This is a genomic window from Paenibacillus sp. FSL K6-2524, assembly GCF_038005525.1.
GTDB classification, from domain to species: domain Bacteria; phylum Bacillota; class Bacilli; order Paenibacillales; family Paenibacillaceae; genus Fontibacillus; species Fontibacillus anaericanus.
The window spans coordinates 775,396-801,378 of sequence record NZ_JBBOSP010000001.1; the positions used below are offsets into that span (position 1 = coordinate 775,396).

20 protein-coding genes are annotated in these 25,983 nt (G+C 43.8%); 12 read left to right on the top strand and 8 right to left on the bottom strand.

Annotation, left to right across the window (positions count from 1 at the left end):
* Window positions 1-113 precede the first annotated feature (113 nt).
* The 5 genes from NST85_RS03385 to NST85_RS03405 all read left to right on the top strand — a co-directional run bounded on the left by NST85_RS03385 (window position 114) and on the right by NST85_RS03405 (window position 8,912).
* Complete coding sequence (locus NST85_RS03385; RefSeq protein WP_445671141.1) at window positions 114-1,097, top strand: DnaJ C-terminal domain-containing protein; 984 nt, start codon at window positions 114-116, stop codon at window positions 1,095-1,097.
* 33 nt (window positions 1,098-1,130) lie between these two features.
* Window positions 1,131-3,749, top strand: a complete 2,619-nt coding sequence (gene clpB / locus NST85_RS03390; protein ID WP_341188533.1) for an ATP-dependent chaperone ClpB — start codon at window positions 1,131-1,133, stop codon at window positions 3,747-3,749.
* Between the two features lie 153 nt (window positions 3,750-3,902).
* Window positions 3,903-4,484, top strand: coding sequence for an AraC family transcriptional regulator (locus tag NST85_RS03395; protein WP_341188534.1), 582 nt, complete (start codon window positions 3,903-3,905; stop codon window positions 4,482-4,484).
* A gap of 167 nt (window positions 4,485-4,651) precedes the next feature.
* On the top strand, window positions 4,652-7,669 hold the full coding sequence (locus NST85_RS03400; protein ID WP_341188535.1) for an efflux RND transporter permease subunit: 3,018 nt from the start codon (window positions 4,652-4,654) through the stop codon (window positions 7,667-7,669).
* Window positions 7,670-7,787: 118 nt separating this feature from the next.
* Window positions 7,788-8,912 carry a phosphodiester glycosidase family protein gene (locus NST85_RS03405; protein WP_341188536.1) on the top strand — a complete coding sequence of 375 codons (1,125 nt, stop codon included), beginning with the start codon at window positions 7,788-7,790 and terminating at the stop codon, window positions 8,910-8,912.
* A 181-nt stretch (window positions 8,913-9,093) separates the two neighbouring features.
* Here NST85_RS03405 and NST85_RS03410 read toward each other — a convergent pair whose 3' ends face one another.
* The 3 genes from NST85_RS03410 to NST85_RS03420 all read right to left on the bottom strand — a co-directional run bounded on the left by NST85_RS03410 (window position 9,094) and on the right by NST85_RS03420 (window position 11,231).
* On the bottom strand, window positions 9,094-9,801 hold the full coding sequence (locus NST85_RS03410; protein ID WP_341188537.1) for an AIM24 family protein: 708 nt from the start codon (window positions 9,799-9,801) through the stop codon (window positions 9,094-9,096).
* 15 nt (window positions 9,802-9,816) lie between these two features.
* Window positions 9,817-10,227 carry a hypothetical protein gene (locus tag NST85_RS03415; RefSeq protein WP_341188538.1) on the bottom strand — a complete coding sequence of 137 codons (411 nt, stop codon included), beginning with the start codon at window positions 10,225-10,227 and terminating at the stop codon, window positions 9,817-9,819.
* A gap of 101 nt (window positions 10,228-10,328) precedes the next feature.
* Window positions 10,329-11,231 (bottom strand): AraC family transcriptional regulator, encoded by a 903-nt coding sequence (locus tag NST85_RS03420; protein ID WP_341188539.1) that lies wholly within the window; start codon window positions 11,229-11,231, stop codon window positions 10,329-10,331.
* Window positions 11,232-11,393: 162 nt separating this feature from the next.
* On the opposite strand from NST85_RS03420, the gene NST85_RS03425 reads away from it, so the two are divergent.
* Window positions 11,394-12,791 carry an MATE family efflux transporter gene (locus tag NST85_RS03425; protein WP_341188540.1) on the top strand — a complete coding sequence of 466 codons (1,398 nt, stop codon included), beginning with the start codon at window positions 11,394-11,396 and terminating at the stop codon, window positions 12,789-12,791.
* A 102-nt stretch (window positions 12,792-12,893) separates the two neighbouring features.
* Here NST85_RS03425 and NST85_RS03430 read toward each other — a convergent pair.
* Both NST85_RS03430 and NST85_RS03435 read right to left on the bottom strand, forming a co-directional pair.
* Window positions 12,894-14,038 (bottom strand): IS3 family transposase gene (locus NST85_RS03430; RefSeq protein ID WP_127195319.1). Its coding sequence is split into 2 segments (ribosomal slippage): window positions 12,894-13,744 and window positions 13,744-14,038, totalling 1,146 coding nucleotides; the frame shifts between segments, so codons are not numbered across the junction.
* A gap of 141 nt (window positions 14,039-14,179) precedes the next feature.
* Window positions 14,180-16,051: an LTA synthase family protein gene (locus tag NST85_RS03435; protein ID WP_341188541.1), complete on the bottom strand. Its 1,872-nt coding sequence runs from the start codon at window positions 16,049-16,051 to the stop codon at window positions 14,180-14,182.
* A gap of 592 nt (window positions 16,052-16,643) precedes the next feature.
* Here NST85_RS03435 and NST85_RS03440 point away from each other — a divergent pair.
* The gene (locus tag NST85_RS03440) at window positions 16,644-18,578 is read left to right on the top strand and encodes an endonuclease MutS2 (RefSeq protein ID WP_341191064.1); all 1,935 of its coding nucleotides are present in this window, start codon (window positions 16,644-16,646) and stop codon (window positions 18,576-18,578) included.
* Window positions 18,579-18,626: 48 nt separating this feature from the next.
* Here NST85_RS03440 and NST85_RS03445 read toward each other — a convergent pair whose 3' ends face one another.
* The gene (locus tag NST85_RS03445; protein WP_127190374.1) at window positions 18,627-19,106 is read right to left on the bottom strand and encodes a GAF domain-containing protein; all 480 of its coding nucleotides are present in this window, start codon (window positions 19,104-19,106) and stop codon (window positions 18,627-18,629) included.
* Between the two features lie 31 nt (window positions 19,107-19,137).
* Window positions 19,138-20,061 carry an alpha/beta hydrolase gene (locus tag NST85_RS03450; protein ID WP_341188542.1) on the bottom strand — a complete coding sequence of 308 codons (924 nt, stop codon included), beginning with the start codon at window positions 20,059-20,061 and terminating at the stop codon, window positions 19,138-19,140.
* Between the two features lie 156 nt (window positions 20,062-20,217).
* Between NST85_RS03450 and NST85_RS03455 the strand changes: the two genes are divergently transcribed.
* From NST85_RS03455 to NST85_RS03465, 3 genes are all read left to right on the top strand, one after another.
* Window positions 20,218-20,787 (top strand): GNAT family N-acetyltransferase, encoded by a 570-nt coding sequence (locus NST85_RS03455; protein ID WP_341188543.1) that lies wholly within the window; start codon window positions 20,218-20,220, stop codon window positions 20,785-20,787.
* A 150-nt stretch (window positions 20,788-20,937) separates the two neighbouring features.
* Entirely contained in the window at window positions 20,938-22,455 is a 1,518-nt protein-coding gene (locus tag NST85_RS03460) for an MDR family MFS transporter (RefSeq protein WP_127190089.1), read from the top strand.
* Window positions 22,456-22,527: 72 nt separating this feature from the next.
* A complete protein-coding gene (locus NST85_RS03465) occupies window positions 22,528-22,872 on the top strand; it encodes a hypothetical protein (RefSeq protein WP_127190090.1) in 345 nt (114 codons plus the stop codon).
* A gap of 112 nt (window positions 22,873-22,984) precedes the next feature.
* Here the strand turns inward: NST85_RS03465 and NST85_RS03470 are convergent, their stop codons facing one another.
* The gene (locus tag NST85_RS03470; protein WP_127190091.1) at window positions 22,985-23,452 is read right to left on the bottom strand and encodes a MarR family winged helix-turn-helix transcriptional regulator; all 468 of its coding nucleotides are present in this window, start codon (window positions 23,450-23,452) and stop codon (window positions 22,985-22,987) included.
* Between the two features lie 450 nt (window positions 23,453-23,902).
* Here NST85_RS03470 and NST85_RS03475 point away from each other — a divergent pair, with 450 nt between their 5' ends.
* Window positions 23,903-25,198 (top strand): MFS transporter, encoded by a 1,296-nt coding sequence (locus NST85_RS03475; RefSeq protein WP_341188544.1) that lies wholly within the window; start codon window positions 23,903-23,905, stop codon window positions 25,196-25,198.
* A 58-nt stretch (window positions 25,199-25,256) separates the two neighbouring features.
* A complete protein-coding gene (locus NST85_RS03480) occupies window positions 25,257-25,964 on the top strand; it encodes an ABC transporter ATP-binding protein (protein ID WP_127190093.1) in 708 nt (235 codons plus the stop codon).
* Window positions 25,965-25,983: the final 19 nt, after the last annotated feature.

Here is a 25,983-nt window from a genome sequence, read left to right on the forward strand (position 1 = left end):
GAGTGTTGATATATAAGGCGCATTGTAGTGGATGATTCCGGCTATGGTGCGTCTTTTCTCAGAATCAATTTATGAAGGATGTGAAATCATATAGATGAAAGGAGGGGACGGACATGGCTACAAAAAATTACTATGAAGTTTTGGGAGTAAGTAAAGGGGCATCACAGAAGGAGATCAAGAAGGCCTATCAGAAGCTCGCCAAGAAGTGGCATCCCGATGTAAACAAAGCACCTGAGGCAGAGGCGAAGTTCAAGGAAGTAGCTGAAGCTTACGAGGTACTTGGCAGTGAGGAGAAACGTAAGGAATATGATGAGCTACTGAGATATGGATTCGGACGAGGAAGAGCTAATGGAACTAAGACTAGTGGAACTTCTTCATATGGCGACAATCCTTTTGGCGCAGGCTGGCAAGGAGGAAGTTATGCTTACGGAAGCAGTTCAGGCATACCTGAAGAGGACTTGTTTGGAATGTTCTTTGGGAACCGGGGAGCGGATCGAGCTGGGTTTGATTTCTTCTCTGGTAGTGGGAATGCACGTCAAGCCAGCAGCATACAAGCACAGTTAGAGATTTCGCTGGAGCAGGCATACAAGGGTGGGGACGTAAGAGTACAAGTGGGTGGTGCGAATGTGAATGTTCACATTCCAGCACGATCACACGAAGGTAAAGTGATTAGAATACAAGGAAACGCTCAGAATGGCATGATAACGGGCGGGGACTTGTTACTTACGCTGCATATTTTGCCTCATGAAATCTATGATCCTCAAGAAGGTGATTTACATGGTATTGTACAAATTGCTCCGTGGCAAGCAGTTTTGGGAGGAGAGACCAAGGTACCATTACCAGACGGTAGTATTGTGAAACTGAAAATTCCAGCAGGCATTCAAAGTGGCAAGACACTACGTATTCCAGGCAAGGGCTTAAAGCGCGAGAATGGGACGAACGGAGATATTTTGTTTGGCATTGAAATCATCGTTCCCGAACATACAAGTGAAGCTGAGAAAAATCTATATCGCAAATTAGCCGAGTCTAGCCGGTTTACTGCTGGACCTAAACGAACAAGTATCAGCACACGGCGGCGTAAGACCACAATGGGTTAATCATAGATAAATAAACTGAAAGGTGTGAGATTTATGGATTTCAATAAATTAACGCAGAAGTTGCAGGAAGCTGTTGCTGCAGCACAGACACTGGCTTCAGAAAGCGGGCATCAGGAGATCGATAATCTCCATCTTTTGAAGGCATTGCTCCAGCAACAAGAGGGCCTGCTACCAAGATTATTGCAAAAAATGAATATTCCTGTAGCTGAGATGTTATACAGTACTGATATGTTACTTCAACGTAAGCCAAGTGTTAGTGGATCCGGAGCAGCAACTGTAAGGCTGTATGCCTCACCATCCCTGATTGGTGTGCTGGAAAGAGCGGAGAAGGAAGCTGCACAGATGCAAGACGAGTTCGTCGCTGTGGAACATGCGGTACTAGCAATGGTGTCCGATTCAAGCAAGGAAAGTCGCGAACTACGTGAGATATTTACGAACCGGGGGGTAACGCGAGATAAGTTATTGTCGGTGCTCGCCGAAATTCGCGGACATCAACGGGTGACGAGTCGAGAACCAGAAGCAACCTACGAGGTTCTAGAGAAATATGGACGTGATCTCGTGGCGGACGTTCGGGCGGGGAAGATTGATCCGGTCATCGGGCGTGATGGCGAGATTCGCCGGATCATTCGTATTCTGTCCCGTAAAACGAAAAACAATCCAGTGTTGATCGGGGAACCAGGTGTAGGGAAGACGGCTATTGTAGAAGGACTAGCGCATCGAATTGTACGGAAAGACGTGCCTGAAGGGCTGAAGGATAAGACTATTTTTTCCCTCGATATGAGTGCGCTTGTGGCGGGTGCCAAATTCCGTGGGGAATTCGAAGAGCGTCTGCAGGCTGTATTGAAAGAAGTTCGCGAGAGCAACGGGAGAATTATTCTATTTATTGATGAGTTGCACACCATTGTTGGAGCAGGTAAAACTGAAGGTGCTATGGATGCGGGAAATATGCTGAAGCCGATGTTGGCCCGAGGTGAGCTGCACTGTATTGGTGCGACAACACTTGATGAATATCGGAAGTACATTGAGAAGGACCCAGCACTGGAGCGCCGGTTCCAACAGGTGTTAGTTAGTGAGCCCGATGTAGAGGATACAATCTCGATTCTGCGTGGATTAAAAGAACGATTTGAGGTTCATCACGGGGTCAAAATCCATGATAGCGCCTTAGTTGCTGCGGGGGTTCTATCCAATCGCTATATTACTGATCGTTATCTACCCGATAAAGCGATTGACCTTGTGGACGAAGCTTGCGCGATGATCCGCACGGAAATTGACTCCATGCCAAGTGAGATGGATGAAGTTACACGCCGTCTTATGCAAATGGAGATTGAAGAAGCTGCTCTGAAGAAAGAAACCGATGATGCCAGCAAGCGTCGTCTAGAAATACTTCAACGCGAACTAGCCGATCTCAAGGAGAAGCAGCTTGGGATGTCCGCACGTTGGGAGAAGGAAAAATCAGCTATTCAAGGTATTCGCGAGATCAAGAAACGGTTAGAGCAAGCACGTAAGGATCTGGTGGATGCTCAGGAGGAATACGATCTCAATAAATCGGCAGAACTGAGTTATGGCATTATCCCGGATTTGGAACGACAATTGAAGGAAGCTGAAGAAACTGCACTACAGGATCAAGATACTAGACTACTACGTGAAGCGGTGACTGAGGAAGAAATTGCGGATATTGTCTCTCGCTGGACCGGGGTACCCGTTACTCGCCTGGTTGAGGGAGAACGGGAAAAGCTGTTGCGTCTGGAAGAAACATTACATGAACGGGTTGTTGGGCAGGATGAAGCGGTCAATCTGGTGGCCGACGCTGTGCTCCGTGCGCGGGCTGGAATCAAGGATCCAAATCGTCCCATTGGCTCATTCCTGTTCCTTGGTCCGACTGGAGTCGGGAAGACGGAGCTAGCGAAGGCACTCGCAGTATCCTTGTTTGACCGCGAAGATGGTATGATCCGCATTGATATGTCGGAGTATATGGAGAAGCATAGTGTCTCCCGTCTTGTTGGAGCACCTCCAGGGTATGTCGGTTATGAGGAAGGCGGTCAACTCACGGAGGCGGTGCGACGTCAACCCTACACAGTTGTCCTGCTGGATGAAGTTGAGAAGGCACATCCTGACGTATTTAATATACTATTACAGCTATTGGATGACGGGCGATTGACCGATTCGCAAGGACGTAACGTCGACTTCAAGAATACGATTATCATTATGACCTCTAATATCGGTTCACCACATCTTATTCAAGGCACCGATGATCAGGGTGAACTTACGGAAGAGGCAAAGGCAAAGGTTATGAATGATTTGAGAGGTCATTTCCGTCCTGAATTCCTGAACCGAATAGATGACATCGTGATGTTCAAACCATTGACCCTTAACGAAATTGAGCAGATTGTAGATAAGTTGGTGGATGAATTACGTGTACGCTTAGTTGAACGTGGGATTGGCCTCGTCTTAAATGAAGAGGCAGTGCGTTTTATTGCCAAGGAAGGCTTTGATCCCGTGTATGGTGCAAGACCGCTCAAACGGTTCATCCAGCGTAGCTTGGAGACTCGAGTTGCACGTGCGCTCATTGGTGGTGAAGCTGAGGAGGGTTCCGTGATTGAGGTTCAAGAGTCTGGCGGCGAGTTGGTAGTATCGATTTCCAAACAGGATTAACCAAAGTGAAAGGGCGTTCCCAAGCCATTATGGTAGGGGACGCCCTTTCATATTCATCTGACTTTCGCAGGGTTATTGCATGACAACGATATTTCGCTCAATCATCAGGAGGGTTGGCTTCATTATTAGCATAACCTGACCGTATTAAATCGAATGAGATTGAATCATGCCGCGATGCTGTTGTACTCGCTGATCACCGGCAAAGCCTTGTCCGTTACGGAACTGCTGCTAGACAATCGTACATTGGAGTTTAAGCAGCATAAGGGTAATAGCTTGGATTTGAATGTCTCCTACCGACGCGAGAATACGTGGCTGCATCATGAGCCTATGTTGGAGCGGGAGTTATTCAGGCATATTAAAAACGGGAATAAAACCGAACTGATGAGAACTTACGTCTCATTTCCCGAGGAGAAATATGGATTACTCTCTAAGAAGAGTCATCTATGCAGTAAAAAGAATCTAGCCGTCTCCTCCGTAACACTGGCTACACATGCAGCTATTGATGGGGGACTGTTCAGGGGAATAGCGTATACACTTAGTGGTTTTCATATCCAGTATATAGAAGAATTGAAAGACATTGATGCCGTAAAAGATGCAGAGATATCGGGTATCTCTTTATCCGACATTGCTACATGGCTTCAATTCAACGATCAGAGTTATTTTACGAAAGTATTCAAGAAATACACGGGTACTACTCCTAAACAATTTAGGAACAATAGTGGAATCACACTTTAAGCTATGACTCGATCTCTAGACGGAAAAAAAGTTCAGTCTCAGGTCGAGTATGTAGCCCGTCGCACGCCCGTTTTGATCCCTGCCCAAACCCAATAAACTAATAGAAGTACATAAGAGAACTTACAGATAAGCTTTTAATTGGAAAATTGGAAGGGGAACGAAGGGGAATGGGATGGTTAACAAAGTGGGCATTTGCCAACAAAGCGGCGGTAGGATTACTGACCGTTATGGCACTTGTAGTAGGGATTGTGAGTTATACGACGCTACCTATGGAATTTATGCCGGAGGCAGATAATCCGCAGGTTAGTGTCATGGTTATCGGGCCTGGTCAGAATGCTGGATCCATGGAAAGTAACGTAACAACACCGATTGAAAGTTCCTTTGGGTCATTGAAAGGGAAGAAGGAAATCCTATCTACCTCGGGAGATGGGTATGCGAAGATTGATATTTATTTTGATTCCAAGACGAATATGAAGGAAGCTGCACAAGAGGTTCAAAAAGCAATAGATCCACTGCAATACCCGGAAGGTGTGATGAAGCCATTCGTGCTTCAATTGAACACTTCAATGATTCCAGTCTCTGAGATGACGATCTCTTTTGAAGAGGGACTAACTTCGGGTAATATTGAAATTGCTGAAAAAACGATACTTCGTCAGTTGCAAGATATTAAAGGCGTTTCGAATGTCGGATTTTATGGAAAACCGGTTTCACAAATTAATGTTGAAGCAGATCAGATCAAGATGGCGCAAATGGGAGTACCCTTCTCAGAACTGATGGGTGTACTTCAAGGGCGTAACGTATCAGCATCGGTGGGGGCACAGACCATTGGTGGGCAAAGTGGTAACGTGAATGTTGTATCCCAAATTGAAAGTGTAGATACTTTGAAGAAGCTGCAAGTAGCGGAAGGAGTTACACTACAAGATATAGCCACGGTTGAATTGAAACAGGATAAAGAGAGTATCAGCCGAGCAAACGGTAAAGATGTTCTATTTGCAGTCATATTCAAAGAAGCCAATGCCAATGCGGTGGATGTAGGTAATAAAGTCCAAGAAACTGTAGAGAACTTGAATAAAACCATAAAAAATGCTGATGTATCAGTTGTTATGAGTACTTCGGATATGGTTGTTGACTCTGTAAACAGTATGATGCGTGAAGTATTAATAGGAGCTTTGTTCGCGACCATCGTTATTTTATTGTTCCTGCGTAATATACGTGCGACTTTAGTTACGGTGATTTCGATCCCACTTTCACTAGCGATAACGTTATATTTACTGAAAGTATCCGGTGTCTCCTTGAATATTATTACGCTTGGAGGCGTTGCAGTAGCCGTTGGGCGTCTGGTGGACGATAGTATTGTAGTTATAGAAAATATCTACCGTAGATTGCAAAAGGAATCCTTCTCGCTTGAGATGGTGATCGGTGCAACGAAGGAAGTTGCTCAGGCAATCACTTCTTCCACGATCGCGACGGTGGCTGTATTTTTACCAATGGGTCTCCTAAGAGGAGGATTACAGGCTTTTCTGCTCCCATTTGCCCTAACAATTACGTATTCCTTACTTACCTCATTGGTAGTAGCCCTGACAGTAGTACCTTTACTTAGTTCATGGCTTTTACGGAATACGCACATGAGTGAAGGTAAACCTTCTCCCAAATTTGGACGATTCCTACAGTGGAATCTCAGTCATAAATGGGTAACCCTATCACTTGCATTCATCGTCTTTGCTTCTTCAATCGCAGCCTATGTTTTTATGCCTAAAGGCGCTTTGGATGCTTCCAATGCAGATTATGTTGTTGTGAAGCTACAGTATCCAAATGATGTTCCGGTGGGAGAGATACTCGATAACGGAAAGAAACTTGAACAATATATGATGAAGCAAGATCAGGCAGAGACCGTATTGCTGGATTATGGTAACAGTAGTGATATGGCGCAATGGGGGAATGTCTCGTCACTTGCTGAAGTTAGTTATACGGTAATCATGAAGAAAGACGCAGATGCGGAAAAGTTCATAGAACAAGTTCGTGCACAAAAGGAAAACTATGACGGAGCTACTTTGACAGCAAATGAAACTAGCATGATGAGCTCAGGTTCTACAACAGAATATATCGATATTGTTGGTGATGATCTAACAGCGATCTCAGAGGTAGCGAAGGAAGTTAAATCCAAGCTAACCACAGTGGACGGAGTGGAGAAAGTCACTAGCAGTGGGGACGATACGAAACCTGTATTTTCCTTCACCGTAGATCCACTCCAGGCTAAGGGTCAAGAAATTGCGATGCAAATTAGTGCAATGCTTAACCCTGTACCGATTGGACAAATTGAACTGGATGGTGTCTCAACGGCTGTCGTGTTAGAACCGGCACTAGTGCCGAAAACAGAGCAGGATCTGAGTGGCATGATGCTGATAACTGCTGGAGGTCCGGTACCCGTCTCCCAGCTTGCAAAATTTGAAGTTCGTAATGAACCAGCTATGGTCTATCACAAGGAAGGTAAAAATTACTTGCGCATTACTGCGGAGGTAGATCCTAAGCTCGTGTCCAAGATTGGTGCTAGTATTAAAGAGGAAATAGATACAATTAAGACCCCAGAAGGTGTGACTTTGTTTGCAGGGGGAGCTTCTGTGGATCAAGCAGGTGATTTTGGTGACTTAGGTATGACTGCACTGATTTCCATTGGATTAGTCTATCTGATCATGGTACTTACGTTCAAGACGCTTCGTGCTCCACTTGCGATTATGTTCTCCCTACCATTAGCAGCGATTGGTGCCATTATTGGATTGTTGGTATCAGGTGTGACGCCTGACTTCACGGCCTTGTTCGGTGCTTTGATGCTAATAGGTATAGTCGTAACGAATGCGATTGTCCTGATTGATCGAATCAAACATAATGAGGAACACATGTCTATTCGCGAAGCGATTATCGAGGCAGCGATGACACGGATGCGTCCAATATTAATGACTGCGATTGCCACGATCTGCGCGATGCTACCGCTTGTATTCGGGCATTCTGAGCAAGGTAGTATCGTATCGCAAAGTTTAGCGATCGTCGTAATCGGAGGGCTGACCGCCGCAACGATTCTAACTCTCATCGTAATACCAGTCATTTATGAACTGTTCTACTTCCGCAAGTCAGCCAAACAGCGTAAGCAGACCATTAACGTAGTAACTGAAGTTACAGAATCAGTGTGAATGGTCCGCTCATAAATTAAGACCATATGCCATACAACCATGAGCCTGTGAAACTTTCTCCCCTGGCTTTGCGTTTACATGAGTAGTAGTGGAGACGATAGAGTTAGGGGACTAAGCAATGGCAGAGGCATCATTACCTAGCCGGACATCGGCTAACCAGCGAAAGATAACTAAGAAACGGCGCAAGAAGAACAAATTCTTGTCCTTTATGATTCGATTATGTATGGTGACGATGTTTTTACTATCACTTGCTGGAATCTGGTTCTTCTTCACACCTTCTGGTAACAATATGCGGTTTCTAATGGCAGATACTTTGATCACAACACAACATCGGCACTGGGCCAAATATATTATCGGACAAGAAGAATTGGATAAGCGGGTTGCCGCATATCAAGCACAATTCAATGAAATGGGTACGGAAAAGGATACACATACGATCTCTATTCCGATTAAAGAGGGAGAAGAGAGCAAGGAGAAACCTTTGATCGAGGTCGAAGAGGTATCAGGTACTGGTTACCATGGTTATGTGTTAACTGTAAATGATCCGACTAAGATACGCCTTGGTGTTCCTGCTAAGGTGGGTAAGGGTGAGAAGGTTTCAAGTATGGTGGAACGCACTGGGGCCATTGCTGGCGTTAACGGTGGTGGATTCGCTGATCCGAACTGGAAGGGCAATGGATTTAAACCTATCGGTCTTGTTATTTCACAGGGAAAGTTGTACTACGATGGCATAGGGGAGAAGAATTCTACTCAAATCGTTGGTCTCGATAAGCAGGGGAAAATGATTGCCGGAAACTATTCAATTCAGGAACTACAGGATCTTGATATTCAAGAGGCGGTTACATTCCAACCACGGATTATTGTGAATGGGAAAGGACAGATCAAGAGCCAGAAAGACGGATGGGGAATTGCCCCGCGTACCGCTATGGGGCAGAGAGAGGATGGCGCAATACTGTTTGTTGTAATTGATGGTCGCCAGCCGGCCTATAGCATCGGTGCAAGCCTCTATGATGTCCAACAAGTCATGCTGGATCATGGGGCAGTGATTGCCGCTAATCTTGATGGTGGTTCATCTACTGTACTTGTAGGCAAGGGTGGCGAAATCCTGAACAAACCATCATCTGAATACGGCGAGCGTTACTTGCCAACGGCTTTCTTGGTATTTGAGCATCCAGAAGAGGTGGATATTCCTAACGTTTGGAAGGGGCTTCGTCCGCAAGACATTGATGCGGGCAAGAAATAGAATGAGATAAGGAGGCACAGCCTCGACTTTATTCTGATGTTTATTAAAAAAAGGAAAGCCTCCCGTTAATTGGAGGTTTTCCTTTTGACGTTTTCGGCCCATTATGGCTTGTTAGCGTAGCGACCACAGCGATTGTAGGAACGGTCCGTTCGCGAAGCGTCCTCCCAAGAACACCTACACGCTATTTAATAAATATGCCGCCAAAAGGAATGACCTCGCGTAGAACGCGTTTGACAATACCGGCATCATTGTGGAGATCTTGTTCAAGCTCGCGATTTCTAGCTCCGGACTGAATTAACACGGTGCCACGTCCGGTCATTTTCCACTGATAATTCATATGTTGGCTGGCGAGATGATTACCGTAAACGGACAATTCAAGCTTGGCATTCTCAGGATAGGCGATGACACTTCTTGCATCAATGTAGATTGCTTCCTCGGGATGGAGGGTAAGTTCGATAATCTGACCCTGAGTCAGAATGCCAATCATACCTTCTCCAGAAAATTTCATTTTGATCGCATCTCGAGTAATCATCATATTCTTCATTTTTAAGATCCGGGTTTCCATTTTAACTCCCTCTGTATAGAAGAAGAGATGTTTGAAGTCATACAGCAGATCACTATCTTTGGTAAGCTGTATGGACTTCATAGATACGGAAGGGGGAAGTGCGGCCACGAATTGACAAGGTCCGATCATGTCCGCTTGGATCAACTTCAGTTTCCGATACATTCCCTTAAAGCTCATTAGCTTGTCACTACGATTCGCAGAGGCTCCACGATACGCGATAATCTGTCCTGGATGTAGGATATGCGCCTTTTCGCCCACATTTAACCGGAAGGTTACAGCTTGTCCACTTATATGCGTGGGTTCTGACTCATATTGTACATCCATAGGGTAGACCCTCCTTTACTTTCGAAGAATGAAACGTAATCCTCGAAGCAAAATGAAATAGCCAGCAATGAGCGCTACAGCAACTATGATCATTATTCGAGTTTTGCGTCCCGATGCTTCGCGGGATTGTTGTGCTTCTGTCAAAGCCGTTACAGTTGCCGTTAATTCCTTATTACGCTCTATTAATTCCAAGTTCTGTTGTTGAAAAGTCTCCAGCGTTGCTTGTGCTTCGCCGAGCTTGTCCAAGGTAACTTGGTAGTTTTCTTTTAGCTCATTAACTTCCGCAGGTAATTCAGATAATTGCTTCACACCACTAAATAAATCACTAAAATAACCAGCCTCGGCGCGGGGAGCTCCTAGCAGAAGTCCGCCACAGAGCAGCACTGCAAATGTGAACTTAAGAATTGCATTAGACCAACGATTCATTGTCTCTCCACCTCCGATAATGTTTCTATATAACATTACGTACCATTCATCACAAAGGTTTCTATGTCCTCTCAACTGAACCTTCTCAACTGCAACTATTGTTACTCTTTACGCCAAGCGAAGCGTTGGCGGTATTTTCGGGGAGCCAAACCTTCGATTTTGGTAAAAGAGGCGGTGAAATACGCGGCGTGGTTGAAACCAACAGCCTCAGCAATCCGTTCCATACTGAGATCAGTCTGCAACAGTAGCAGCTTAGAATGTTCAATTCGTAGATTAAGCAAATAGACCGAAGGTGAACAACAGTATACTTTTCGCATACAACGAGCTATATATACGGGGTGAAAGTTAATACTCTCACCAAGTTTTTTCGCTGAGAATTCCTCACGGTAATGCTCACGCAAATAGGTGGCGGCACGTTCCGCACAAATGGTTTGAGAGGAAGGACCATCTGCCCCAATGGATGACGAGAGCAGTACGATAACCTCTTGAAATAGTGCCTGTTGCTTGAGACGGACACTGGAGAGGTGAATATTCTGATTCATTTGCGTCAATTCACTAATAATCTCAATAATCTTCAACGGTTGAGCGAGCTTAATGAATTGTGGAAGTGCAACGTTATAGGAAGTTGTTGTAAAAGGCGGGAGAGGAAGATTGCGAGGAGTACTTTCTCCTGAAGTCTTCCATTGGTTCTGATGGTAAGACTCTTCGTCTATGACTCTCCAATCGCCGAGAATTTGAAAATGCAGCCAATAGTATTTCGTCTCCTCTACACAACCTGCATACGCGTAGTGTTGACTATCTGGGCGAAGTATAAGGGCATGACCTTCCTTTACTTTGTAGTCTACGCCCCCTTCTCCAACGAAAAGACAGCCCTCGATAACTACAAGTAGATCAAAGGCTCCAATGTTCTGCCTACTGGGATGCCTCCCACCAATTTCTGCGTATGACAATCCGCTGACAATATAGTGAGGGAGTGGCGGGGCCATAAAATCTATAATGAGCATTTTTAGTAACCTTCTCTATACATAATTATAGTTGGAATATTGAAAGATTGAGTTTGTTAATTGATACAACTGAATAAGTATAACAGCTATAATGTGTTTCATGCTACATAGTTTAAGCGGGAATGTAGAATCGTCCCCGTTCTACAGGGAGTTGTAATAGTGATGAATAATAAGCTTAACGAGGATCGTAAATTTACCCTTTGGGTGCTCGCCTGGCCGGTGTTTATTGAATTGTTTCTACAGTTTTTACTGGGTACAGTCGATACGCTCATGGTTAGTCGGATATCCGACCATGCCGTAGCCGTTGTGGGTTTCTCCAATCAAATGTTTAATGCGCTCACCACACTGTTTGCCACTGTGGCAAGTGGGGCAGGAATCGTTATCGCTCAGAAGATCGGTTCACGTCGTGAGGAAGAAGCAAGAACGGTTGCTATTATCGCATTTAAAGTTACTGCCGTTATTGGACTTGTACTTAGTGTGATACTTATAATGCTACCGCGACCTATCGCTGAGATCCTACAGCTTCCAGAGGAACTTCTTCCGCTGGCAGAGGTGTACATCTCTATTGTTGGGGGAGGTATGATTTTAACAGCAATAATGTCTACGCTAGGTACGGCGATCCGGAATACAGGTAATACGAAAGGACCTATGTACACAGCGGTTGGAATGAATATCATCCACATTGTGATGAACTATTGTTTCATATTTGGTGCGTTTGGATTCCCGCAATGGGGATTGACCGGAGTAGCTATTTCGACGGTGATAAGTAGATTGATTGCATGTATAGTGTTAATGATCATCTTCTTAGGTACGTTTGAGCGGCGGATCGGTTTGAAGGACTTCTCATTGTTTGATAGAAAGTTGTTCAAAGAAGTGCTCGTCATAGGTTGGCCTCTCGGTATCAACTCTGCAAGCTGGGTATTCTCTCAATTAGCGATCTTCTCCTTCCTTGCAATATTGGGATCAACAGAGTTAGCGGCTAGGACTTATATGAATACGTTGGAATCCTTCTGTTTCCTACTGGGCTTCTCGTTGGCGCTTGCTTCGCAAATTCAAATTGCCCATTTATATGGTGCAGGAAGGACTAAGGAGGCTTACAGTTCAGTATATCGAATGCTTAGGGTAGGTCTTCCTCTAGTGATCGTCAACGCTTTTATTCTTGTGCTATTTGGTCGCCATGTGTTGGGTTTGTTCACTCAGGATCATGAGATCTTGTCACTATGTGCCTCGTTGTTATGGTTAAACTTACTGTTACAACCCGGTAAGATGGTGAATATGGCGATTGGGAATGCGCTAAATGCGGTAGGCGATACCCGTTTTACGATGAACATATCTTTAATCTTTATGTGGGTAGTTGCCACGGGTTGTTCTTATTTACTTGGTGTCTCGCTCGGCTGGGGAATCGTGGCGATATATGTCTGTATGATTTCAGATGAATATATCCGTGCGGTGCTATCTTACTTCCGCTGGAAAGATCGCAAATATTTACGATTGAGGGACGAGGATATGAGTAGGAATAATTCAAGCCAGTTGACTACAGAAGTAGCTCACTCCTGTTAATGAAGAGGTAAATGGTATAATGTCTTGGAAAAAAGAAGCCCCGGCCATCCTTTATGGGACTGACCCCCGTTTGTGAGACAGGGATCAAAACACCTTGCAAGTTTAAACTGCCAGTCGCCGAAAATCAATCGGTGACTGGTTTTTTAGTTTTGTTTGAATACGAACTGAGTTATAGTAAATAATGTAGTCTCGAACGGTTTGTTCAACGATTGCCGTCGTTGTACAAGTGAGCCCTTCGAGGTAAAACGTTTCAGACTTTAGCGTGGAATGAAACGATTCGATGGTGGCATTATCAGCGGGCGTTCCTTTACGGGACATGCTCATGGTAATGCCTTTTCCTTTTACGGCCGCCTGATAAGCCTCCGATGTATAAACGCTACCTTGATCGCTATGGAGCATCGTACCTGGTAGAGGAGGCAGTTGGTTTAACGTATCCAATACAAACGCGATGTTTTGCTTGTCGGCTATACTGTAAGCCACAATCTCACCGTTAAACAAGTCTAAGATACTCGACAGGTACAATGTTTTTCCGCCGAAGGGTAAATATGTAATGTCCGTGACAAGTTTTTTCATCGGTAAATGGGCTTGAAATTCACGCTTTAACAGATGTTCTGCTAGATACGCGGGCTGTCCCGTTGGTTTACGTTTCTTTATCCTAACTCGACACTGCAACCCTTCATGCTGCATAATCCGTTGTACACGTTTATGATTGATTGTTTGTTCCAGTCGAAGCAACGCGGTTACTTTTCGGTATCCATAGCGAAATTTATGTTGCATACAGAGTTCCCGGACCTTCTCTACCACGTGATCTTTGCACTCGGTGTCATACGCTGATTTCCAACGGTAGTACGTTGTACGAGGGAGCCCTAACCATTCACAAGCTTGGGTAACGCTCACTTCTCCTCGGATAGACTCGATCCATTCCACTACAATCTTTGGTGACACCTCCTTTGCATCTCCTTGTACTTTTTTAGTACATCTAATTGTTGTTTCAAAAACCGATTCTCAGCTTTTAGTTTCTCCAGTTCTGATGCATACTCGGGTCCTTTGCCGTAGCTGTATTGTTTGCCCACGGGTTGCTCTAGCCGATTCCATTCACCACTGCGATACCACCGCATCCAAGTTTTCACTTGTGTCTTATTTCGTATGTTGAGTTGTTCCATAACTTCTTTTACCGGAATGCAAGCCAATCTCATTTCAATTGCTTTCATTTTTACTTCTACAGGGTAGCTAACTCTTGTTGCCAACGCAAAAACACCTCCAAGTTTGTCTCCATATCTTACGACATGGTTGAATTCTCTTGAAGGTGTTTTAATTTGTCTCACGTTAAGGGGTCAGTCCCTATGGATAGACCGGGGCTCTTTAATAGGGTGAGACTGCTTCAGATATTATTCTTGCTCAGGGTTCCGATCAGGAAGCTGCTGCACATAACTATCGGATAATTTAAGTAACTCTAGTGCCCGATTATATTCACTTTCTGTTGTAACTGCCTGCTGCACACTGTCAGGAGCAAAAGGGTACTGAGTTCCATCATCGTACCAAGCGCCTGGTATGAACAAGGCTTTATCGTTCAGGAACGAACCTGAAGGTAGATAGTAACGTTGCGGTAATAGGTTGCTAGTTTGGTTCAAGATATCCTGACCAAAGTGAATCTGATCTGTCAGCGATATTCCCATAAGGTTCGAGATTGTCGGTAGTATATCAACCTGTCCTCCGACGTTGTCTAAGACAGCAGGAGTAACTCCTGGAGCTGAAATAATCAACGGAATGTTAATCATATCAATATAACCATACTCTCTGCCGTAAATCTCATTCATAAGTTCTAAGCCTTTTTTATCGAGAGAGTATAGAGGCAGTCCGAGATGGTCACCATAAATAACAACTACACTGTTATCCCATATGCCTTTCTGCTTCAAATCATCGATGAATAAACCCAGCGCGTAGTCCGCATAGTTTTGAGAGCGGATATAGTCTCCGACCATATTGTTCTGAAAGCGTTCTGGTAGAGTTATATGATCCTTTTCATGCGGCATAGTGAAAGGATGATGTGCCGTCATCGAGATCACTTGGCTGTAAAATGGCTTGCCAGCTTGCTGCATCTTTTCTAGCTCGGCAGCAGTTTTCTTATATAGCACTTCATCAGATGGGCCAAAGAACAAGGCATCTTCTTTACCAAAGAAGTTATCCTGATCATAATACCGGTTGAAGCCAACAGCTTCATACAGTTCGCGGCGATTCCAGAAATCAACAACATTGGTATGGAACGTAGCGGTATCATAGCCCTGAGCTGTTAGCAGCTTTGGAAGGCTTGGCAGCTCTTTATAAGCGTAGTTCTGTGTTGCAGCCTCGTTATAGGGAATATAGAACGAGGTATTGACGACAAATTCAGCATCGGAAGTGTTACCTTGCCCTACCATTTGATAGAAATTTTTGAAGTATAGATTATCTTTGACCAATGCATTTATGTTAGGAGTAATCTCTTGACCATCGATCGTTAAGTTAACCAGGAAGTTCTGGAATGATTCCATTTGGATGATGATAAGATTCTTGCCTTGAGCAGTACCAAGGTATGCTGGATCTTGGACCGATTTCACACCTTTTAATTGATCGATTTTGCTTTGGGTAATGGCGTTCTTATCGACAAGTTCGATATCCTCATTGGCAAAAATCGAATACGTCTCGTAGTTTAGAATCCCCATTTGCTCCGCTTGCTTAATTTCATTCATACTGGCGCGATTTGGCCAAATATTGAAGATACAAATAGTTAACGAAGCTGCAAATATCGTAGCGATAACGCCAGTGCTCAATTTTTTCAAACTGAAATAACTTTTTGTTCTAGGCAATCTCTTTTTACGAATAGCCCAGAAGCCGATGACAATAATGTCTAGGAATATTAGCAGATAGTAAGGCGCAAGTAGTGAAAACACGCTATTACTAACGGCTGTAACCTGATTTACTTGTTCGAGTGCGTGATAGGTGACTATGACACCATAATATTTATGATACATAATGGCGGCGAAGAAAATGGCTGTAACAATTAAATTAACTGTTAGATACATGCCCACCTTACGTTTGGAGGAGAACCACTCGATCAGACAGAACAACACCCATATAAATGGAATTTCCTTTAGCAGAGGCCCCCAAGGTTGTATGCCATCAAAAATGGACAACCAGGCGAGATAAATCTTTAAGATCAAAATAATTGAAAAAAAGACGAATGGCTTTGTGCTAATACGCCGGATGTGGTCAAATAAAGGCACTTTATATCCTTCCTTTCAGATACTGTGTATTTCTAATCGTTTTGAACTGGTGATTTTACATTGGCATTACAATTTTAGCAACCTCTAATATAATACATGAAATAACGTAAAGATGAAAATTAATCAATTGACTCAATTAGAAAGATATCCCAGTGTTGTGTTGATGAAATAAGACGTAAAGCTGATTATTGACTTCTTAAGACGTTATTTGGTAAATTAGTAGCATCCTCATAACAAGGAGAGTTTTTGATGTCGGTGAAAGTTCTTAACTAACAAATTTCATATGGACTGTACGATTGGTTGTAGAAAGAAAGACTGTTTTTTTATTATTAAAACAAGTCTTCGATTCTCTGTGCCTTTTTACGGTCTCTGAATTTAGTTAAGAACACACGCGGGACATCATACGGCGCCTTATCGCTGTTTGTTTCTATGGACCTCTAGACCGTGCTGTTTTTCAGCACGGTTTTTTTGATTGATCCAAAGGGATAGACATATGCGGGATAAGTTTAGGGCAAAGGATGGCATTCGTGCTTTCTTTTGCCCTTTTTGTGTTGTCATCCATTCAGAAAATTTAGGGGGTATAACATTGGGAATGTTTAATCTACACATGTTGGAATACGAGAGCATCAGGGAAGAGCTCATGAGGTACGCTGTTTCTTATGAAGGACGGCAGCGGATTAGCAAACTAAGTCCGTTGGAAGATAAGCGGAGAATTAGACAGGCGATTGAAGAGACAGCAGAAGCGAATGTGTTAATAGGAAAAGGTTCCAGTATTCCACTTCCTTCACTTGAAGGGATTGAATTAGTAATGTCACTAATGGGAACGGGATACTTGTTCACCGAGCAGGATTTGACAGCAGTTCAGCGATTTCTCCAAAGTTGTGGTCAGCTTAAAAAATATATGGCGTCCAAGGGAGAACTGGTGGATCGAATTGGCTCTTATGCTGCATCTCTGCGTGACTTACCGGCAGTCCAGCAGGAAATATTACGTTGTATCCATCAAGGCGTCATCACCAATCAAGCTAGTCGTGAATTAGAGAAAATACGACGGAAGATCGATGTAGTTAAGGAGAAAATCAAGAAGAAGGTTCAATCCGTGATGTCTCGTCATTCGAATATCCTACAAGAGAATATCGTTAGTGTTCGTGGTGGACGTTATGTTATTCCCGTGAAGAAGGAGTTCTATAAACAGGTGGACGGTCGAATGTTAGATCAGTCCGCAAGCGGACAAACGGTGTTCATTGAGCCACGGGAGATATCAGGGCTTCAGAGTGAGCTAGAGGCGCTGCAAGGAGACGAAGCGCGTGAAGAAAGTAAGGTGCTAGGGTACTTGACGGACTTGGTGGAAAGGGAAGTCGCAGAGCTTCAGCAAAACATCAACATTACGGGTACCTACGATTTTATTTTTGCGAAAGCGAAGTATGGTGCCTCGATCGGCGGAGTTGCAGTGACATTAAATGAGAACGGGGTAACAAAGATTAGTGGGGCTAAGCATCCAATGTTACTTCATAGCATGGTTGCGCTCGACCTGGAGATCGGGGAGTCGTATAAAAGCCTTGTTATTACCGGACCCAATACAGGTGGGAAAACCGTAGTATTGAAGACGCTGGGGATTCTTTCGCTGATGGTTCAGTCAGGGCTACTCGTACCGGTAAATCCGGGAAGTCAATTCGCTGTCTATTCTGGGATTATGGCTGTAATAGGTGACGGACAAAATCTAGAACAATCACTGAGTACTTTCTCTGCTCAAATCCAGAATCTTGTCCAAATGCTGAAAGAGGCGGGGCCTTCAACACTGTTGCTGATTGATGAATTGGCTGCCGGCACAGATCCTGGCGAAGGGATTGCCCTGTCGATTGCAATTCTGGAGGAATTTAGCCGTAAGGGTGCCACGGTGATGGTGACGACGCACTATAATGAACTGAAGACATTCGCATCTGAGGCGATAGGATTTCAAAATGCGCGGATGGAATTTCATGCAGAGACCTTACGTCCCTTATATCGTCTGACGATAGGTGAGGCGGGTCAAAGTTATGCGATCGAGATTGCGAAGAAACTCGGTATTGCTGGTGGCATCATAGAACGTTCCCGGGATATTGTATCGCGTCAGTCCGGGGGGAAGGAAAAGCTGGATATATGGGATGATCTAGAACTGAATCCTTCGGCGACTAATGTGCTAACTAATCCTTTCTCAAGTCCTAGTACTAATATGGGGGCAAAGAAGGTAAAAGAACCAGCGCATGTATTCGAAGTTGGCGATGCTGTATTTGTAACTTCATTTGGGAAGATTGGTATTGTAAGTGAAAGTGAAGATTCTAGAGGTTTGGTAGAGGTCATGATTCAAAAGCGGAAGGTAAAGGTTAACAAGAAGCGGCTTAAACCACATATCAAAAAGCAGGAATTATATCCAGATGATTACGACATGGATATCGTATTTGACAGTAAAGAAAATCGGAAGAATCGGAAGTTGATGGGGAAAAGGCATGTCGATGGGCTTGAGATTGTAATAAGAAAAAATGAGGATTAATGATAGGGAGACCCCCCCGTTAGGGGAGGTCTCCCTGATTTTATTATCCTATAGTTGCTGGGTCAGAATATCAACAAAATGTTCAAGGAACTGCTGATCTTCCTCGTCAAAGCGCCCCTGAAGTGGGCTGTCGATATCAAGAACTCCTAGTAGCTTGTCATCCTTGACGATGGGGATAACGATCTCACTATTGGAGGCTGCATCGCAGGCGATATGGCCTGGGAAGGCATGGACGTCCTGAATTCGTAGCGTCTCTCTGCGTTCTGCGGAAGTTCCACAGACACCTCTTCCCATAGGAATCCGAATACATGCGGGAAGCCCTTGGAATGGTCCTAAAACGAGCTCATTTCCGTCGTAAAGGTAAAATCCTACCCAGTTAATGTCTTCTAAATAGAAATTTAAAAGCGCGGAAGCGTTGGCTAGATTTGCAATAGTGTTGGGCTCATCGTGAATGAGTGCCCGTAATTGGGATAGAACAGCAGTTTGTTGTTCAGCTCGAGGTCCTGAGTAGTCTTTGGTATGAAACATAATAGTCTCCTTCATTAATAGCATTGAATTTTTATGTAACAGTGTCTAATGCTTCTTCAATAAACGAATGAACTTCATGGATATATCGATTTGGATCGACTCCGAAGGCGTTCCCATGAACAGCTTCCTCCACTAACAGGAGTCGTTTTGGCTCAGGCTTATGATTGTACAAGTCCTGACTCATGTGCGTGGGTACATAGTTATCCTCCGTACCATGAATAAATAACACGGGAAGCGTACTGTTCTCTACCGTCTTAAGAGGACTGACCTGCCCAAGCCGGAAGCCCGCTTTCCTCTTCGTATATCTGTCCACCATAGGCAGAAGGGGAAAGGCGGGTATTTTATTTAATACTGTTAATTGGTGGCGTATGAGCTCGGTCAAATCGGAATAAGGGCAATCGGCGATCACAAATTTAACGTTGGGATGAGCGATACTGAGATATTCGAGTACGGTTCCCCCACCGAAGGATTGACCATGCAGACCGATCACACAATCATTCCCGTAGTTCTCCAGAATCCAAGTCACCCACACCTCTATGTCATACTTCTCCTCATATCCATAGGTAGTGTATTTACCTTCGCTTTTTCCGTGCCTACGTTGGTCAATGAGTAGGATATTAAAGCCTTTCTGCTGAAACATATCGATATATTGTGTGGACACGGCAAGTGAAACAGTATATCCATGGACAATGATCGCCCATCGTTGTAAATCTGGATGGGGCTCTAGGACATATCCGTGCAGCTTTAATCCATCTTTGGAAGTCGTCTGTACTTCATGTTTGTCCAGTGTATCGAACCGTTCCTGCGAAAAGACACCTGTTCTCTCCAAATATTCAAACATGCTTTCATTGGTTTGGAGTTTCATTTGCGTGACCTGGCGAAAGGTGAAGTGCATTAAACCGCTTGCGATCAACAACACCAACAGTAGTACAAGTATTATAACACTGAAAACCATGAGAGAATCCTCCTTATGACCTATCCAGACTGTGTTAGTAGTATAGTATCCCAAATTGGACCAAGAAAAACGTCTTCTCTTTGACTCTCCTAGTCCATTTGTGATTAGCTATGTGTAGAGGTAATTAGGGTATGACGTGCGGAAGGAGTGAGGTAATTGTATAAATGTGAGGGAAATATCCCTGTGCTGGAGAGCGAGAGACTGCGGTTACGAGCGATGGAAAGAGCAGATGCTGAAATTTTGTTCCGTTATTGGAGCGATCCTGAGGTAGTTAAATATATGAATATTTCTCCATTTGCCTCTGTAGAGGATACGCTCGAAATGATTAACCTGCTTAATGGTTTATCCGAGAGCGATGACACTTTACGCTGGGGAATCGAACTGAAGGATGAAGAAATTTTGATCGGTAGTTGTGGTTTTAATGTATGGGAATTGTCAGGATCCTATCGCGGTGAGATCGGATATGACTTAGGTAGAGAATATTGGGGCCACGGCTATATGTCGGAGGCGTTACATATGTTGTTGGCATACGGATTTGAGACGATGGGACTCAACCGGATTGAAGCGCTGGTGGACCCTGACAATGTGAGATCAAGGCAATTGCTTGGAGCATTTCACTTCCATGAGGAAGGTTTACTTAGAGAATATCAGAAAACGGATGCTGGATTTATCGACTTGTTAATGAATTCTCTTTTGAAACGAGAGTTCTATAGGGCGGGCATTTAGTATGATTTTAGAGGGATGAGATATGGGCAGCATATAACGGAGCGATGACTCCGTTATATGGCTGCCTGTCTTTATTTTTATAGGGGTATCAACTATAATTGTAGCTTGTGGTTAGGAAATATAAGTAAGAGGAAGAGAAGGGAAGGCATCATGAAGAATATCCCGGTTAATAGAAATTTTATACTGATTGGATTATTGTTATCGACATTTTTGGCTGCGATCGAAGGTACAGTTATCGGCCCTGCCGGGCCAAGAATTGTTGGCGATTTAGGTGGATATGAGCTGTTGAGTTGGGTGTTTACCGCCTATCTATTGGCAATGGCCGTTGCGACACCGATTTTTGGGAAAATTAGTGATTTGTACGGACGAAAACCGGTTTTTATCATCGGTTCAATATTGTTTCTAATTGGTTCCTTATTATCTGGACTCTCCCAGAGCATGGAACAACTTATCATTTTTCGTGCAATTCAGGGGATTGGTGCAGGTGGACTTATACCCGTTACATTCACGATTATTGGTGATATTTACAGTATGGAAGAGCGTGCCAAGGTACAGGGATGGATTAGCTCTGTATGGGGGATTTCCTCATTAGTTGGACCGTTGCTTGGTGGATATGTGGTCGATTCGTTGAACTGGCGGTGGATCTTTGGCTTTAATGTTCCGTTTGGTCTCTTATCCTTATTTATGATTATAAAATATCTTCATGAAAATATAGAGAAGCGGAAAGTTAAAATTGATGTGAGTGGTGCGGTTACTTTCACAGTCGGGGTGACGGCATTATTGTTTGGTCTAGCGACAGGAGGTAGCCAGTTTGCCTGGACATCGCCTGCGATGCTCGGAATTATGACGTTAGCAGTCGTTTCGCTCATCTTGTTCTTCATCGTAGAGAAACGGGCTGAAGAACCACTTGTTCCATTACAATTGTTCAAGGTGCGTGATATTGCTTTCTCTAACTTGGCAAGTTTGCTTGCGAGTGCCTTGTTAATTGGACTTACAACTTATTTACCGCTGTGGGTTCAAGGTGTACTTGGCAAAAATGCTACAATGTCTGGGCTCGTCTTAGCACCGATGTCTGTTAGCTGGATGCTTGGTTCTATCTTAGGTAGTCGTTGGATTATTACTCGAGGATCACGATATACTTCGCTGATTGGGATGGTTATTATTTCCCTTGGAGCCGTTGGTATGGCATTTATTACGGAAGGTACTCCTTTGTTCATTATGTTAATATTTAATGCTTTGTATGGATTAGGGTTTGGTTTCTCTTTCACGGTATTTACGGTAATTGCGCAATCATCCGTAGGCTATAGCTTACGTGGTGCATCAACTGCTCTTAATACATTCACTAAGTCGATAGGTCAAACGATTGGCGTTACCGCGTTTGGTGTACTGATTAATTTACAGATCGCTGCTAAGACAGCCAATGGCACGGCTTCCAGTGCCACAGTGTCACAAGACGATATCAACAAATTACTCTCACCAGAGAAGGTTCATTTACTGCCGCCGGATCTGTGGAGTGACTTGAAACATGTACTACAAGGAAGTCTTCACACGTTGTTTATTGTTATGGCTGTGTTGGCCTTGTTAGGTGTTATTAGTGTATTTGGTTTACGGAATCGGGCACCAAGAGCTGAAGGTAACGAGGAAACAATCGAGCCCGCAAAGAGTTAATAACCTCTTATGAAGGTGTTGTATAAAAAAGCGCCATTCTTCGCACCTTAACGGGGAAGGGGAGGTGTTACCATGAACGAGGAAATGAATCTGGATCAAACCATGCTGGTGAATGCGTGGCAACAACAGCTTCCAGAATATCTAAACCCAGGTGATTCAGCACAAGTGCTGGCGGACCAAGCGGATCCTCATGGCGTTCGGCTGCATATTGAAGCGGCAGGACATCAATTATATTCTTTTGACTTTCAATGCTCCTATGTGGACCCACGTGAAGTTCGGGTAGATCTGGTCGATGTGGAGCTTGCAGGCCAAACTGTGGATGAAAATACAGAAGTGATTCAAGAGCTGACGAAGGATTACGTCCGTCATATCCATGAATGCGCACAGGCTCTTCACAAGATCACAAAACCATCTTAGAGAGCGAGGACTATTAGTCCTTCGATTTGATTCGTAGTTGCTCTAACAGAACAATATACAAAAATGACGTATAAACTGATTATCAGTTTTATACGTCATTTTTGTTGTCTATTTATTTACGGGAGAGTGGTGCAAGTTTCTCAGCTTCTCGTCCCATCTTCTTAAGTAGATCGATCATAAGTTGCTTTTCAGATTCGTTCAAGCCACTAAGGGCATGATCGATACGCTCTGAAAACTCAGGGTACAATTGATCCATTAATTCCTGACCTTTTGCCGTCAATTCTGCATAAATGACTCGGCGATCGCGTGAACATGGTTGACGGTGTAGTAAGCCTGCTGTCTCCAGTTTATCAATCACATAGGTAACATTACCACTCTGCAGTAGCAGCTTGGCGCCGATTTGTTGTATCGGTTGAGCCCCTTTGTAATAGAGAACCTCCATTACTGCAAAGGCCGTAGGATTGAATCCTTGGATTTTGCTTCCTGTCACAGCATGTTCGTTGACACTTTTAAAAGATTTAGCAAATACACGGTATAAATGCAACGATAAATCAGTTCCGCGCTCCTCGGTTTTCAACATTCTCATCCCGCCTTATTTTATATTTTCTAAATGAATGAAGTAGAAATGGCTTCTCCGTCCTTGATATGGGCGGTCCCCGTTTCTGTGAGAAATATAAGCAAAGTAAGAGTTGAAACTTATATTACTTATATTTTTAAATAGTTTGATTCATTGATATCTTAGAGCAGAATAAAAATTAAGAAAATATTATTTATCACAATTTGGGCTTTTTAATATTTAAAACTTAAGATAAAACAATAAAGTTCACACAATGTCCAAAAATTCCCATGAAATTCAATTCCCTCTGATAAATCTAATTATTCTTTTCCCTTCCTCCCCGAGTCTTAGTTGAAAATCAGCCGAGAGCAGGTCTAGGATTCACCCTTGAGCACGATGGAATAATGTTCCAACTTAATTAAGATTAATTACAGAGGATTTCATGAAGAGAATTTAATTATGGGAGTTGTTATTATGAAGGAAAGAACACCATCCGGTGGAGGATTATTGCAAAACCGTGCTTATCTAGCTTTGATCAGCTCACAGCTTATTTCCAATCTCGGTGATTGGCTACAAATGCTGGCCTTGATTACGATGATCGGACTGAAGTGGCAGGCTACATCTTGGCAAATCACGATAGCAATGCTCTGTATTCTTATACCAATGCTATTAGGTGGATCACTGGCGGGCATGCTAGCGGATAGGATGGAGCGCAAGAAACTTATGATTATTTCGGACGTAGCACGTGCTGCAATAGTACTAGGATTGGTATTTGTTACTCAATTATGGCAGGTCTATCTACTTCTGATTGCTAAGGGCATCTTCGATGTGATGTTCTCACCGGCAAAAAATGGAAAGCTTAAAGAAATCGTAGCTCCGGAGCATATGGAGACGGCTGTATCCTACAGTGCGATTATCGAGCAAGGTAGCAAAATTATCGGCCCAGCACTTGGAGGGCTGTTAACGGTAGCCTTCGGAGTTTCTATCTGCTTTATTATCGATTCGGTTTCTTTTCTATTATCTGCCATCATCTTAATAGGTGTCCCTAGTAAGCGGAACATCATTCGAGCGAACGCAGTGGATGGTCTCTTAGAAAAGAAAAAGAAATTTAAATTTTGGAATGAGCTTGCTGCTGGAATCAAAATCATTTCTGGAATTCCGTTAATTGCATTTGGAACTTTGACATTAACCATGGTACTGCTAGTCCTGCAGATAGCAGATTCACAAGCGATTGTGTTATTCAGGGAAATCCCTGGGATACCTCAAAGCCTCTTCGGCTGGTGTATTACACTTAGTGGAGTGGGGACTTTAGCTGCTGTCGGAGTTTCTAAGTTACTGCGAAACTGGTCACCACTAAGCAAGATTGGTACTGGGGGTGCACTTCTGGGCGCTGCCTTTGCATTATCAGGCTTCCTTGTCATATTTGGTCTATTTAACTCTATAGGATATGCGTCAATGGCGGTTATCTTTTTTGTGGCAGGGCTGGGAGCAGGTTTAGTGTTTATTCCATTTCAAGTCATGTTACAGAAGCGCACCCCTGAGTCTTTGACGGGTCGTGTCTTTGGCACTGTTACAAGCCTAACTTCAACCGCGGCCGTACTAGGACCTATCTGTGGAGGTTTCTTGGTTACTACTTTTGGGCCTGCGCCAGCATTTATGTTGTCAGGATGTCTAATGATTGTCATTGGGCTAGTGTTACTATTGTTCAAGTCAGCAATTCTAAAACGTGATCGCGAGGTTACGGAAAGTTTACTTGAAGCGGCTTCCTAGTGTAATGTGGTAAAATAAAACAATACTTTTAATAGATAAGTGAAGTAGGTGCAATGGTATGGACAGTAACGTACTACTGGAAGTAGCGATCCAAGAGGCGGGTTATGAACCAGGTATAGCCAAGTTACACAATATCAATATTTCTGTGAAGCGTGGGAAGTTGACGGGACTACTAGGTCCCAATGGGGCAGGGAAAAGCACGGCATTGAAGGGTATACTTGGACTTCTTCCTTTTGCAAAAATGACAGTGGATTATGGTGGCGCATCTGATAAATATGCTTATGTACCGGAGCATCCAGTATTTTATGAAACATTAACTTTGTGGGAGCATCTCAGCTTGGCTGCTGCTGTCTATGATATGGATGAGAATGAATTCGAAGAGTTAGGAAGAGCGTTACTAGAGAAGTTTCGGATGACTGAGGTGAGAGATCACTTGCCTGAGAGTTTCTCAAAAGGAATGCGACAAAAAATGATGCTGATGCTCGGTTTTCTCGTCAAACCGGATGTTTATATCGTCGATGAACCCTTTATTGGGCTGGATCCTCGGGCGACAAAGGACTTCCTTGAACTGCTGGAAGAGGAGCGAGGGCGTGGTGCGGGCGTCCTTATGTCAACGCATGTGCTCGATACGGCAGAGAAAATTTGCGATGATTTTATCCTGATTTCAGCTGGTAAAGTGGTTGCGAGCGGGACAATAGATGACATCCGTGAGGTTGCTTCTCTACCTGAAGGGTCACTTTTCGATTGCTTTGACGTGCTAACCTGATCCTAATTGTATCGAAGGA